At 64.5% G+C, this 12,033-nt stretch carries 14 protein-coding genes; 7 read left to right on the top strand and 7 right to left on the bottom strand.

Translation table 11 applies throughout. The features are described 5' to 3' along the window. Positions 1-305: 305 nt before the first annotated feature. Positions 306-764, bottom strand: coding sequence for a DUF7960 family protein (locus tag Q0964_RS13325; protein WP_299268452.1), 459 nt, complete (start codon positions 762-764; stop codon positions 306-308). 105 nt (positions 765-869) lie between these two features. Here Q0964_RS13325 and Q0964_RS13320 point away from each other — a divergent pair, with 105 nt between their 5' ends. Next, the gene (locus Q0964_RS13320; protein ID WP_299268449.1) at positions 870-1,901 is read left to right on the top strand and encodes a tyrosine--tRNA ligase; all 1,032 of its coding nucleotides are present in this window, start codon (positions 870-872) and stop codon (positions 1,899-1,901) included. 6 nt (positions 1,902-1,907) lie between these two features. Here Q0964_RS13320 and Q0964_RS13315 read toward each other — a convergent pair whose 3' ends face one another. Both Q0964_RS13315 and Q0964_RS13310 read right to left on the bottom strand, forming a co-directional pair. Continuing rightward, positions 1,908-2,273: a P-II family nitrogen regulator gene (locus Q0964_RS13315; protein ID WP_299268446.1), complete on the bottom strand. Its 366-nt coding sequence runs from the start codon at positions 2,271-2,273 to the stop codon at positions 1,908-1,910. Between the two features lies 1 nt (position 2,274). Then, the gene (locus Q0964_RS13310) at positions 2,275-2,628 is read right to left on the bottom strand and encodes a winged helix-turn-helix transcriptional regulator (RefSeq protein WP_299268458.1); all 354 of its coding nucleotides are present in this window, start codon (positions 2,626-2,628) and stop codon (positions 2,275-2,277) included. Positions 2,629-2,767: 139 nt separating this feature from the next. Between Q0964_RS13310 and Q0964_RS13305 the strand changes: the two genes are divergently transcribed. Then, positions 2,768-3,187, top strand: a complete 420-nt coding sequence (locus Q0964_RS13305) for a DoxX family protein (RefSeq protein WP_299268444.1) — start codon at positions 2,768-2,770, stop codon at positions 3,185-3,187. A gap of 55 nt (positions 3,188-3,242) precedes the next feature. Next, positions 3,243-3,833: a flavin reductase family protein gene (locus tag Q0964_RS13300; RefSeq protein WP_299268441.1), complete on the top strand. Its 591-nt coding sequence runs from the start codon at positions 3,243-3,245 to the stop codon at positions 3,831-3,833. A gap of 4 nt (positions 3,834-3,837) precedes the next feature. Here Q0964_RS13300 and Q0964_RS13295 read toward each other — a convergent pair whose 3' ends face one another. Beyond that, positions 3,838-4,914: a phosphotransferase family protein gene (locus Q0964_RS13295; protein ID WP_299268438.1), complete on the bottom strand. Its 1,077-nt coding sequence runs from the start codon at positions 4,912-4,914 to the stop codon at positions 3,838-3,840. A gap of 189 nt (positions 4,915-5,103) precedes the next feature. On the opposite strand from Q0964_RS13295, the gene Q0964_RS13290 reads away from it, so the two are divergent. Both Q0964_RS13290 and Q0964_RS13285 read left to right on the top strand, forming a co-directional pair. Next, on the top strand, positions 5,104-6,324 hold the full coding sequence (locus Q0964_RS13290; RefSeq protein WP_299268435.1) for an acyl-CoA dehydrogenase family protein: 1,221 nt from the start codon (positions 5,104-5,106) through the stop codon (positions 6,322-6,324). Positions 6,325-6,367: 43 nt separating this feature from the next. Further along, entirely contained in the window at positions 6,368-8,050 is a 1,683-nt protein-coding gene (locus Q0964_RS13285; protein ID WP_299268432.1) for a rhomboid family intramembrane serine protease, read from the top strand. Here Q0964_RS13285 and Q0964_RS13280 read toward each other — a convergent pair. Next, positions 8,047-8,670, bottom strand: a complete 624-nt coding sequence (locus Q0964_RS13280; RefSeq protein WP_299268429.1) for an METTL5 family protein — start codon at positions 8,668-8,670, stop codon at positions 8,047-8,049. The genes Q0964_RS13285 and Q0964_RS13280 overlap by 4 nt on opposite strands. 216 nt (positions 8,671-8,886) lie before the next feature. Here Q0964_RS13280 and Q0964_RS13275 point away from each other — a divergent pair, with 216 nt between their 5' ends. Together Q0964_RS13275 and Q0964_RS13270 are read left to right on the top strand one after the other, a co-directional pair. Further along, entirely contained in the window at positions 8,887-9,828 is a 942-nt protein-coding gene (locus tag Q0964_RS13275; RefSeq protein WP_299268426.1) for an alpha/beta hydrolase, read from the top strand. Positions 9,829-9,893: 65 nt separating this feature from the next. Beyond that, the gene (locus Q0964_RS13270; RefSeq protein WP_299268455.1) at positions 9,894-10,553 is read left to right on the top strand and encodes an alpha/beta hydrolase; all 660 of its coding nucleotides are present in this window, start codon (positions 9,894-9,896) and stop codon (positions 10,551-10,553) included. Positions 10,554-10,696: 143 nt separating this feature from the next. On the opposite strand, the gene Q0964_RS13265 is transcribed toward Q0964_RS13270, so the two are convergent. Both Q0964_RS13265 and dph2 read right to left on the bottom strand, forming a co-directional pair. Next, the gene (locus Q0964_RS13265; RefSeq protein WP_299268423.1) at positions 10,697-10,876 is read right to left on the bottom strand and encodes a hypothetical protein; all 180 of its coding nucleotides are present in this window, start codon (positions 10,874-10,876) and stop codon (positions 10,697-10,699) included. 79 nt (positions 10,877-10,955) lie between these two features. Continuing rightward, the gene (gene dph2, locus Q0964_RS13260) at positions 10,956-12,011 is read right to left on the bottom strand and encodes a diphthamide biosynthesis enzyme Dph2 (protein ID WP_299268420.1); all 1,056 of its coding nucleotides are present in this window, start codon (positions 12,009-12,011) and stop codon (positions 10,956-10,958) included. Positions 12,012-12,033 lie beyond the last annotated feature (22 nt).

Genomic DNA, 12,033 nt, shown 5'->3' with positions numbered 1-12,033 from the left:
TGAGAGGGACTGCTGAGACAGTGTGCCGACGGGCCGTCCCGAACGCGGATGATAGCAGGTAGCGTCGTCCACTGACGCGGCCCCCTTATCGAGCACTCGACACCGGGTTACAGCCGGGAGTGCACACACTGACGGGCGATTTTGCACTGATAACCAGGTTCGCTGACGACGGCGACGGAGAGTGCGCTCAGGAAGTGTCCTGGCAACGGACCCAGCGTCCTGGCCAACCGGAGAGTAAAACGCGGAGCAATCAGACGTCGCGTCCGGGCGGAGATATGGCCATCGCGGCGCAGCGGGGACGCTGGTCAGTCGTCGGCCGCTACCGCGTCGTCGGTCTCCAGGTCTTCCAGCGCCCAGGTGATGACGCGGGCCTCCACCAGGTCACGGACTTCGACGTGATCGTCGTCTTCGTACTCCTCGATCACGCGGCGGCTCTCCTCGCGCATCTCCCGCTCCTTGGGGGTCTGGTCGGGTTCGTCACGCACGTCGTTGAGCAGTGCCTCGAAGTCCTCACGGAGGTCGAGGTCCGCCCGGGCGGCGTTACACCGCCCGAGGGGACTCATCCCCGTGTCGAGGACGAGGTCGACGACAGTCTCCCAGTCTGACTCACAGAAGTAGATCGACACCTCACCGACGATGTCCTGCCACGCGATGGGCCCGCTGTTGTCGAGTTGCTGGACCGCGCGGGGCGGCAGGTCCAGTCGCGACTCGGTGTCGGGGTTCCCGCACAGACAACAGGGTTTGTTCCGCTTCCCCGTGTACATAGTTCTCAGTTTGGACCGAACTGGCTTGTGTCTATCCCATTCGAACTCCGACTGCCACCGACGCAACTGACAAAGTTTTAAGCGCCGGCACCGGGAGTCGAAAGTATGAATACGGCCGACCGTCTCGACCTCCTCTCGCGTTACACCGAGGAGGTCGTCACCGAGGACGAACTCGAAGCACTACTCGACGGGGAGCCGACCGCCTATATCGGCTACGCCCCTACCGGCGAGATGCACATCGGCCACTTTACGACGATTCGCAAACTCGCGGACTTCCAGCAGGCCGGCGTCGACGTCACGGTGTTAATCGCTGACCTGCACGCCCACCTCGACAGCGAGAAGAGTCCCTGGGACCTGCTCGACGCCCGCAGCGAGTACTACGAGGCGTCGATCCGCGCGATGCTCGACTCGGCCGGCGGCGACCCCAACTCCGTCGACTTCGTCCGGGGCCGGGAGTTCCAGCTCGACGAGGAGTACACCCTGGAAATGTATCGGATGGCTGCCGAGACCACCCTTTCGCGCACCCAGCGCGCCGCCAGCGAGGTCGTCCGCCAGTCCGACAGTCCCGCGCTCGGTGGACTCATCTACCCGCTGATGCAGAGCCTCGACGTGAAAGCCCTCGACGCCGACATCGCCTACGGCGGAATCGACCAGCGGGGAATCTACATGCTCGGCCGCGAGGTCCTCCCCGACCACGGCGGCGACTCTCCGGTCTGTCTGTTCGCGCCGCTGCTGTCGGGGCTCTCGGGCGGGAAGATGAGCGCGTCCGAGGCCGGCTCGAAAATCAACCTCACCGACGACCCCGGGCAGGTCGAAGAGAAGATCGACGGGGCGTACTGCCCACAGGGCGAAGTCGAGGACAACGGCGTACTGGAGTACGTGCGCTTTCTCGTCTACCCGATTCTCGAACAGCGCGGCGAGGACTTCGTCGTCGAGCGCCCCGAGGAGTACGGTGGCACCCTGACCTTCGAGAGCTACGACGACCTCGAGGCGGCGTACGTCGAGGGTGACCTCCACCCGCAGGACCTCAAGAACGCCGCGGCCGGCTACATCGACGAGGCCATCGCGCCGATCCGTGAGCGGCTGACCGACCGGCCGGACCTGCTGGTCGAGGCGTACCCGGAGAGCTACGAGTAACGCGGTTCAGACCGCGTCCGGGCCGCGTTTGCCGGTCCGGACCTGGTAGGCCTCGGCGACATCGAGGACGAACACTTTCCCGTCGCCCGCGTCACCGGTGTAAGCCGCGTCACAGATCGCTTCGGCGACCGCCGACCCCGGCACGTCCGCGACGACGCACTCGATTTTTACTTTCTCGTGGAGGTCGACGGTGTACTCCTCGCCGCGCCACTGCCCGGTCTTTGTGGGCTGGCTTCCACGCCCGCGAACGTTCGAGACGGTCAGTGATGGGGCGCCGACTTCCGCGAGAGCCTGTTTGACGTCGTCGAGACGCTTCGATCGGACGTAAGCCACGACCATCTCGATATCGCGGTCACTGCTGTCTTCGGACATCTCAATCCGCCGTTGCAGGTTCGGTTTCGGTGTCGGCCTCCGGGGCGAGCCACTCGTCGGCCCAGGTCTCGATCTCGTCGAAGACGGGGCACAGCGAATCGCCTTTGTCCGTCAGCGCGTAGTAGGTCGCAACGGGGGCGTCCTCCTCGAGTCGTCGGGAGACGAAGCCCATCTCCTGCAGGTCGTCCAGGACCCGGGAGAGTGTTCGGGAACTCGCGCCGGTCGACCGCTTGAGTTCGTTGAACCGTTGTTCCCCCTCACGGAGGTCGTGCAGGACGACGAGCCGCCACTGTGACCCGATCTGCTCGATCGAACGGACGATCGGACAGGCCTCGGGATTGTCTTCCGCTGTCATCGATGTCACCTACTAACAGTAATGTCCGGGAACGAATATATAGGTTCGGATTGTAATCAGGTACTGTAATGAAACTGGATAACAAAGTGAAACTGGATGTCGCTGCGGAACCGGTTGCGGTCACGGTGGTGGTCGTCTGATGGTGTTCGACACCGCCGGAGCCGGAGTCGCGCTCCTGCTCGGCCGCGTTCTGTTCGGTGCGATCCTGGCGTTCACCGGGCTGAACCACTTCCTGAACGTCGACCAGATGGTTCCCTACGCCGAGTTCAAGGGCATCCCGCTCCCCGAGATTGCGGTCCCGTTCACCGGTGGGATGTTACTGTTCGGTGGTCTCGCGGTCGCTCTCGGAGTGTACCCAGTCCTTGGCGCGGGCGCGCTCGCGCTGTTCCTGCTCGTGGCGACGCCAACGATGCACGACTTCTGGGCGGTCGCCGAGGAGGACCAACAGGACGAACTGACGAGCTTTCTAAAAAATGTGGGGCTGCTTGGCGGCGCACTCGTCTTCCTGACGCTGGGCAGTGCCGACTGGCCATACGCCGTCGGCGTCGGACTGTTCTGAACAGGCAGGTTTAGAGGGGGTCGGCTCCTCCTCCCTCACGTTTCACCCACCCACCATGCAGATCGATCCCGAGACACACGACCGGTCGCTGTATCGTACGATGACGGGCGCAGTCGTTCCTCGGCCCATCGGCTGGATCTCTACAACGGGCGAAGACGGCGTCGACAACCTGGCTCCGTACAGCTACTTCAACGTCGTCAGCGCCGACCCGCCGGTGGTGATGTTCTCGCCCGCGGACAAGAGTCCCGACGAACTGAAAGACTCCGCTCGCAACGTCGTCGACACCGGCGAGTTCGTCCACAACGTCGTCACCCGACCGCTTGCCGAGTCGATGAGCGAAACCAGCGCGATGCTCCCGCCCGACGAGAGCGAGTTCGACCACACGGGACTCGAACGCGCGGCGAGCGAAAAGGTCGACCCCCCACGGGTGGCCGCGGCCGATGTCGCCTTCGAGTGTGAACTGTACGACGTGGTCGACGTGGGCGTCGGGACGATGATCCTCGGCGAGATCGTGTTGGTCCACGTCGACGATAACGTGACGACAGACGGGAAAGTCGACGTGAAGAAAGTCGATGCGGTCGGTCGGCTGGCGGGCAACTACTACGCGAGCACTGACGACCGGTTCCGGATCGAACGGCCGGATTGAGCGGTCACAGCGGTTCGTCGCCGTCGATGATCCGCCGGGCGCGGTCGGCTAGCGCGGGAACGCCGTCGCGCATCTTCGGGTACATCGGGTCGTCGCTGTTGCCTTCGAGGAACCGGCGGAAGAACATCTCGCCCAGTGCGGCGAGTTTGTACACCGCCAGTGCCCGGTAGAACCGCTCGTGTTCGAACTCGAAGCCTGTCGCACCCTCATAGCGAGCGACCAGTTCCTGCCGGGTCATGTAGTCGGGACTAGCCATGAACGTCGTCGACAGGGTATCGGTCGACTCCGGTGGCGCTGGGTCCTTTTGATCCCACCAGTACGACAGCATCCAGCCGAGGTCGGTGAGCGGGTCACCGAGGGTGGACATCTCCCAGTCGAAGATGCTCGCGACCGCGGGTTCGTCCGCGGGCGCGTACATTACGTTATCGAGCTTGTAGTCGCCGTGCACGAGCGTCTCCGGGTGGTCCTCCGGGGCGTTCGCTTTCAGCCACTCCATCACGTCGTGGACGACCGGGACCTCCCGCTCGTCGGTCGTGACCTGGAAGGCCCACTCGAACTGTTCGCTCCAGCGCTTCACCTGTCGCTGTGTGAACCCATCGGGGTAGCCGAACTCGCGCAGACCGACGGCTTCGTAGTCCACCGCGTGAATCTCCGCGAGACGGTCGACCAGTTCCGCGCCGACGGCCCGGCGCGCGTCGGGATTTTGGAACCGTTCGGGCTCTTCGGCGCGGAGGACGGTGCCGGCCTCGCGCTCCATCACGTAGAAGTCAGAGCCGATAACGTCGTGATCGTCGGTGGCCGCGACAGTCGTCGGTACCCGAACGTCGGTGTCCTGTAACGCGTCGATCACCTCGAACTCGCGAAGCACGTCGTGGGCCTTGTCCGCGGTCTCACCCGGCGGCGGCCGCCGGATGACCAACTCCTGGTCGCCCCAGGTGACGAAGAGCGTCTCGTTGGAGTGCCCCTCCTGGTGATGAGCCACGTTGTAGCTCTCGACCGGGCCCAGCTTTGCTTCCAGATAGCTCGCCAGTTTCTCTTCGTCAACGATCCGGTCGAAGTACGAATCGCCGTCGTCGGTCATGGAACTGTCACCCCGGACGCGACACTGGTAAACTCTAACATTGTTAGCCAGGTGGCAGGCCACGTATGAATAAGTGGGGGTTGCTCCGCCGGGCCGCCGCTCCGACGCGGAAACTACCGGGAGGTCGCTCGTCTGTCTCGCTGTCGGGAGTAGGGGATGTTTTACAATGTTGTGTCCGTAAGGGAGGGTATGGTAGTCGAGTACGACGATTCCGATACGGCGACTGCGCTCCGGGAGAAGGCACACGACTTCGTTCAGAACGAGGTCATTCCGGTCGAGCGCGAGTACCTCGGTGATGGGCCGGTGCCCCACGAGGAGATCGAGGACCTGCGGGCGGTCGCACAGGAAACGGGAATCTACTGTCCACAGATCGACGAGGAGTTCGGTGGCGGCGGGTACGACTTCCGTGACGTGTTGCCCCTGTTCGAGGAAGCGGGGAAGAGCCTGCTCGGGCAGGCGGCGATGCGTGTCGACGCGCCCGACGAGGGGAACATGCACACCCTGGAGATGTTCGGGACAGAGGCCCAGCAGGAAGAGTGGCTGAAACCCCTCGTCGCAGGTGAGATTCGCTCGGGTTTCTCGATGACCGAGCCCATGCAGGGTGCCGGCTCGGACCCAAAGATGATGCAGACCACGGCCGAGAAAGACGGCGACGAGTGGGTCATCAACGGCCACAAATGGTGGACGACACAGGGTGACGAAGCCGACCTGCTACTCGTGATGGCTCGCACAGACACGGACGCACACCCGTACGAAGGCACGTCGATCATCCTGGTGCCGATGGACACCGAGGGGGTCGAAGTCGTCGAGCCGACGCCGCATCTGGGCCAGACGCTGATGCCGGAGAGCCACGCCGAGATCAGCTACACCGACGTCAGAGTTCCCGAAGAGAACCTTCTCGGCCCGGAGAATCAGGGCTTTGCCATCTCTCAAGAACGGCTCGGACCGGCCCGGCTGACCCACTGCATGCGCTTTTCCGGCATGGCCGAGCGCGCACTCGGTATCGCCAAGGAGTACATGCAGGAGCGGTCGGCCTTCGGCGAGCAGTTGAGCGAGAAGCAGGCCCAGCGGTTCGCCATCGCCGAGCAGGAGACACAGCTCCACGCCGCCCGGACGATGGTGCGCCACGCCGCCGAAAAAATCGCAAACGGCCAGCAGGCCCGCATCGAAGTCGCCATGAGTAAATACTACACCGCGAACGTCGTTCAAGAGACTATCGACCTCGCACTGCAGGCCTGTGGCGGTGCAGGCATCTCCCGTCACCTCCCACTGGCGGACTTTTACGAATCGGTTCGAGCGTTCCGCATCATCGACGGGGCCGACGAGGTCCACAAGCGTTCCATCGCGCGCGAGGCGTTCGAGGAACAAAACGTCACCGAGGGCGAGCTGACGAACCTGCCGCGGTTCTGACGGGTCCGGTAGGTTGAAACGAACCGCGGCCGAGGGTTCCGGTATGTCGGCCGGTGTTTTGCAGGTCGGGTTGTTGCAGTCGATTCCGTCGTGGCTCTGGGTCGGCGTGGTGCTGGTGCCCGTCTTGCTGTCGCTGGGACTCACGCTCCGGGTCGAGCGTTCGCGCGGGCGCTGGGGCCACGCTCTGCGACGACGTTTCGTCCTCGGGGTCCCCTGGGGGACGCTGCTGACAGTCGCCGGTGTGGCCGCGTTCTACCTGCTCGTCCAGGACGGGTACCGGCACCCGAGGCGTCCGCTCGTGCTTCCGTTCATTAGCTGGTCGTACTTCTACCCGCTCGGTGTCGTCACGTCGCCGTTCGCCCACTCCGGGCTCAACCACGTCACGTCGAATCTGGTCGGGACGGTGACGTTCCTGCCGGTCGCCGAGTACGCCTGGAGCCACTTCCCGCAGTCTCGGGGGAGCCAGTCGTTCAGCCGGCTCCGGGACAACCCGTTCGTCAGGATTCTCGCGGTTCCGGGTGCCGCTGCCGGCGTCGGACTGTTGTCTGGCGTGTTCGCGTTCGGTCCGACCGTCGGGTTCTCCGGTGTCGTGTTCGCTATCGCCGGCTTCGCACTCGTTTCGTATCCGCTCACCTCGATTCTCGCGTTCCTTGGGGCGCGTGTCGCGAACCTCGTACTCCAGGCGGTTCAGAACCCGTTCACGGTCTCACGTGCCAGCGAGGTGTTCATCTCACCGGGCTGGGCCAACATCGCCATCCAAGGCCATCTCTACGGGTTTTTCCTCGGAATCGCGTTGGGCGGGTATCTCGCCGTGCGCCGCGAGCGGTTGCCCGGCCCGGCACGTCTGTGGCTCGCGACGCTGATTTTTGCCGTCGTACAGGGGCTCTGGCAACTCTACACGCCGCTATCGGGCGGCCGGTTCGTCCTCTACAGGGCCGCCGGCGTCGCCCTGATCTTCCTGCTCGCCGTGCTCGTCGTCACCGTCGTCGGCGCGTACGACGAGCGAACGCTTCTCTCGACGCTCGGTCTGCCGCTCTCCGGCCGCGGGCTGACGGTCGACCTCCGAGCCAGAGAACTGGCGGCTATCGTCCTCGGCGCGGTCATCGTGTCGCTCTCGCTGACGGCCGTCTGGACCGGCCTGTTCGTTCTCGATGGGGGCGTCGACGGCGACGTCAGCGTCGATGGCTACGAAGTCACCTACGCCGAGGGGGTCACCGACGAGTACACCTCGGCGTTCACTGTCGGCCCGTTCGGCGACGGCGGGCGTATAAACACGAGTGGCGTCATCGTCACGAGCGAGTCCAGGGAGATATTCTACACCGCAGTCGGAAAACGAGAGCTAGCGGCCAGAACGTCGGCGACGATGGTTCTGGGTAGTCCGGGCCGGTACGAACGGGTCGTGGCGAACCGGACGTCGTGGAACCCAGTCGGCAACGACTCCGTCTACACGGTCTCCCTCCGTCACGAAAAGACGCGGCGAGTGGCGTTCACGTCGGAACCGTCGACGGCGCGGCCACGGGTCGCCGGTCGTCGAGTCGTTATCGAACCTGCCGACCGACGCTTCGACCTCGTCGTCGTCACCGGCAACGAGACGCTCGGTCGGGCACAGGTGCCGAACGTCGGCACCAACGTCAGCGCCGGTGGACTGGCGTTCAACCGAACCACAGATGGGGGTCTGTTCGCGTTCACGAACGACACCCGGGTCCGGATTGCGGGCCGGAGCTAGCGCCACTCGGTCCGGAACACTTCCGCGTCGATGGTGCGGGACGTGTCGGTGTGGTGGTCGAACTGGTTGGGCAGGTCGAACGACGCTCGGAAGGCGTGCGTGACCTCGCCGCCGTTGTCCGCGGTGAAGGCCTCGACGAACTCGTCGCTGTCCTCGTTGTGAATCGAGTAGGAGACGTCCGCGATGTCGGCGGCCGTCTCGAGAAACGCTCTATCGGCGTGTTCGTTGCCCGTCTGTGCGCCGAACGGGGGGTTCATCACGACCGTCGTCGGCCCGTCGGGACAGAGCGGAGCACGGGTCGCGTCCGCACGGAGCCACTCGACAGCCGACGCGGAGGCCACCTTTCGTTTGTTTTCGGTCGCGGTCGCGAGCGGTGCGGGGTCCACGTCGACTCCGACGACCCGCGTCGGGCCGCGGAGCGCGGCCCCCAGTGCCAGCATTCCCGTGCCACAGCCGAGGTCGACGACGGTTCGGTCCTCCACGTCGCCCTGCAGATCGGCCGTGTGGACCAGATGCGCTGCCAACTCTGGCGGGGTCCGGTACTGCTCCAGCGACGCCGACGGGTTCTCGAACCCAGCCACAATCGCCAACCGCTGTGCGAGCCCGCTTTTGCTACTCATGCGGAACGCTCACCCCGACGGGTGGCCCGAGGAACGCCTGTACACATCGCTACCACATGATACGTCATATTCATTGAAAAATGTTTTCGTATACGTCGGGGTAATCCTCGCTCGCCTCGGGTGAGAAACGATGGCGTACCGAGTGTCGGGCGGTAATTAACGGCGTTAGCTCAGAGTGGGATAAAATTAACACTGGCGCGGTCCGTGAGTCACGGTATGGCAGACCAACCCAACCCACAGGTGCAGGCCGTGTTACAGATGATCGACGACCAGCCGGTGCCGCCGACGTACGCGGTGTCGGTCGAAGCGGCTCGTGACCAACTTGAAGCGATGGCCGCAATGCGTGGCGACGGGGAGGATGTGGCCACTGTCGAGAACTTCGAGATTCAGGGGCCCGACGGGGCGCTTCCGGTCCGGCTCTATCAGCCCGACGGCGACGGGCCGCATCCGGTGCTGGTGTACTTTCACGGCGGTGGGTTCGTTCTCGGTAGCCTGGAGACACACGACGCGCTGTGCCGGTCCATCACCAACGCAGCCGACTGTGCGGTACTCTCGGTCGACTACCGCCTCGCCCCAGAAGACCCATTCCCGGCGGCCGTCGAGGACGCCCGTGCCGCCGTCTCGTGGGTCGCCGAACACGGCGAGCACATCGACGCGGACACCGACCGAATCGCCGTCGGGGGTGACTCGGCAGGCGCAAACCTCTCGGCTGCGACCACGCTCGCGGTTCAGGACCAGGACGGTCCGGACCTCGCCCATCAGGTGTTGATCTACCCCGCAGTGAGTTCACCGGTCGTCGACGAAGAGTTCGATTCGTACGAGGAAAACGCCGAGGGGTACTTCCTCGAAACCGAGAGTATGGAGTGGTTCGTGGACCAGTACGTCCAGGACGAGATTCACCTCCGGAACGAGTACTTCGCGCCGCTGCTGGCGGCGGACCTCTCGGACGTTCCGCCCGCGACGATTCTCACCGCGGAGTTCGATCCGTTACGCGACGAGGGGGCGGCTTACGCCGACCGTCTTGAAGCCGACGGCGTCGAGGTGACTCACGAGCACTACGAGGACATGATCCACGGCTTCGCCACCATGATCGGCGTGGTCGACGCCGCCGAAGATGCCGTCGAGCGCATCGCTGCCGACCTCGACGGGGCGTTCTGAGCCGCTGGGAGACGGTCCATCCCGTGCTGGTCTCTCTCCACGGTGGCGGCTGAGCACTCGATGACCTGGAGACGCACGACAACCGGTGCCGTCACCTCTCGCAGGCCGGCGAGTGTGCGGTCCTCTCAGTCGACTACCGCCGCGCACCCGAGTCGACGTTCCCGGCCGCGCTCGAAGACGCTTACACCGCGACCAACTGGGTCGCAGCGGACGGTGACGAATCGTGTCTGGACACCGTCCCCATCGCTATCGGCGGCGGCTCCGCCGGTAGAAACCTCGCGGCGACGACACTGATGACCGACGACCACGGCGGCCCCGGCCTGGCCCACCGGTCGCTCGCGTACCCTGCCGTGTCGTCACCGGCCGTCCACGCCTTCGACTCCCGCGAGAAAAACGCCGACGGATACTTCCTCGAAACGCAGGCGATGGAGTTGTTCGTCGACTGTTACGTCGACGACGACATCGACCGCCGCAACGAGTACTTCGCGCCGTTGCTGGCGCGTGACCGCTCGGAGACGCCCCCTGCGACGGTACTGACCGCCGGTTTCGACCCGCTCCGCGAGGGCGTCACCTACGCTGGACGCCTGGCTGATGCCGGCGTGCTAGTCGAGCACTACTCCGAAGACCTCATTCACGGCTTCCTCGGAATGGTAGAGACGATTCCGCCGGCCGCCGAGGTGATGGAGGCCGTCGGCGATGACCTCCAGGCTGCGTTCGCGGCGTGACCCGGCGGTTCGGCCTCGTGGGCGGGAACCGATGACAGTCCCGTGACATCCAACCGGTAGGGTATCAGCGTTAGCCCCCACAGTCGGTTACTGAACACTGAATGAAAGACAGTAGATGCGAGAGACGCGCCGGTAGCACGACCTTACGGACCGGTGGCGAGGCCGGGTGGCTGGAGTCGAGCGCAAGCGTCGAGAATCCAGCAGGCTGCACTGTTGACGGAGGTGAACTGGCGGTCCGCATCTGGCGTGGCGACGCCGTCGGAGACACGCTCGAGGAGTTCCGCTGACAGAAACGTGCCGGCATCACCTGCCGGACCAATCATCGAGGTACCGCTCTCGGGTGATCGTATACAGATTCCTCCGTTCCCGTGTGACCCGCCGGCGAGCGCCCGTGCCCGGCTTCTACCAGGTGCCGTGGAAGGTGTCGAAGGAGAGTTCGTCAAGCGGTTTCTCGCCGATGGCGATCTCGTACTCGCCGGGGGTGAGCATCGGCCGTTTGAACTGCGGACCGTCGTCCGTCGTGATGCGCGGACAGCCCGTGTTGACGTAGGCGTCGAACCCGAAGTTGAGCAACCGGTCGGGGGTCACCTCGTCCATCGTGATGAGATAGGCGTTGTCGTTTTCCGCGACGATTTCCTGAGCCTGGTCCCAGCGGCCCTGGCCGATCTTCGTACAGAAGATCACACCCCACTGTTCGGCGTCCATGGCTTTGTGGACGGCGGCGTACCGCTGTTTCAGGAACGTTTCGGGGTCGGCCACGGTGACGGCGTTGTTGACTGGATCGGCGATGACGACGTGTTTGTCGGGGTGTTCCATCGCGAGGCCGAGTGGATGGAACTTCCCGCCGCCGACGTAGAGGATCTGGTCCGCATCCACGTCCGCACTGGCGTAGTTACAGCCGAGTACCTGCCCCTCGTTGGTCAGCCGGTCGTCACCACGACGCGTGTGGACTTCGTAACCGCGGTCCTCGAGCCACTCGCGCATCCCCTCGAACTGGTTCATGTGCTGAGCCGTCGTCACCAGCCCGACGTCCGGGTCGTCGTCGGGTTCGGCCAGTTCCGAGAGCGACTCGTCCATGATCGGCGTGACCTCGACGTTCGAGAACAGCGGCACGTAGATGATCTTCTCCGACTCCTTCATCGGACTGTGCCCGAAGTGGACGAACACGTCTGTCCGTCGCATCATGTAGGTGTCCAGGTCGCAGGCTCCGTAACAGGGCTGGCCCGAGGTCATAACGGTCACGTCCTCCGAGAGTTCCGCCCGGAGGTCGTCGGTGACGGCACTGGCCCGCCGTTTCAGTCCCTCCGGGAACTGCAACCCGACTGTCTCGGCGTCGCGCTCGGCGACGGCCTCGGTGATACGGTCGAGTTCGTAGTCCCACTCGCGGTCGTGTTTGAGAGACATGCCCGTCCCTCGGAGGTCTCCTTCCGAGTAGCCCTCCGAAGAATCCTGACTCATTGGGCCTGTGTAGCTGCCGGGC

Origin of the sequence: Halorientalis sp., assembly GCF_028275115.1 — an archaeon.
Taxonomy (GTDB): domain Archaea; phylum Halobacteriota; class Halobacteria; order Halobacteriales; family Haloarculaceae; genus Halorientalis.
Note: the sequence above shows the minus strand (reverse complement) of the source record. Positions and strands in the feature narration are given on the sequence as shown.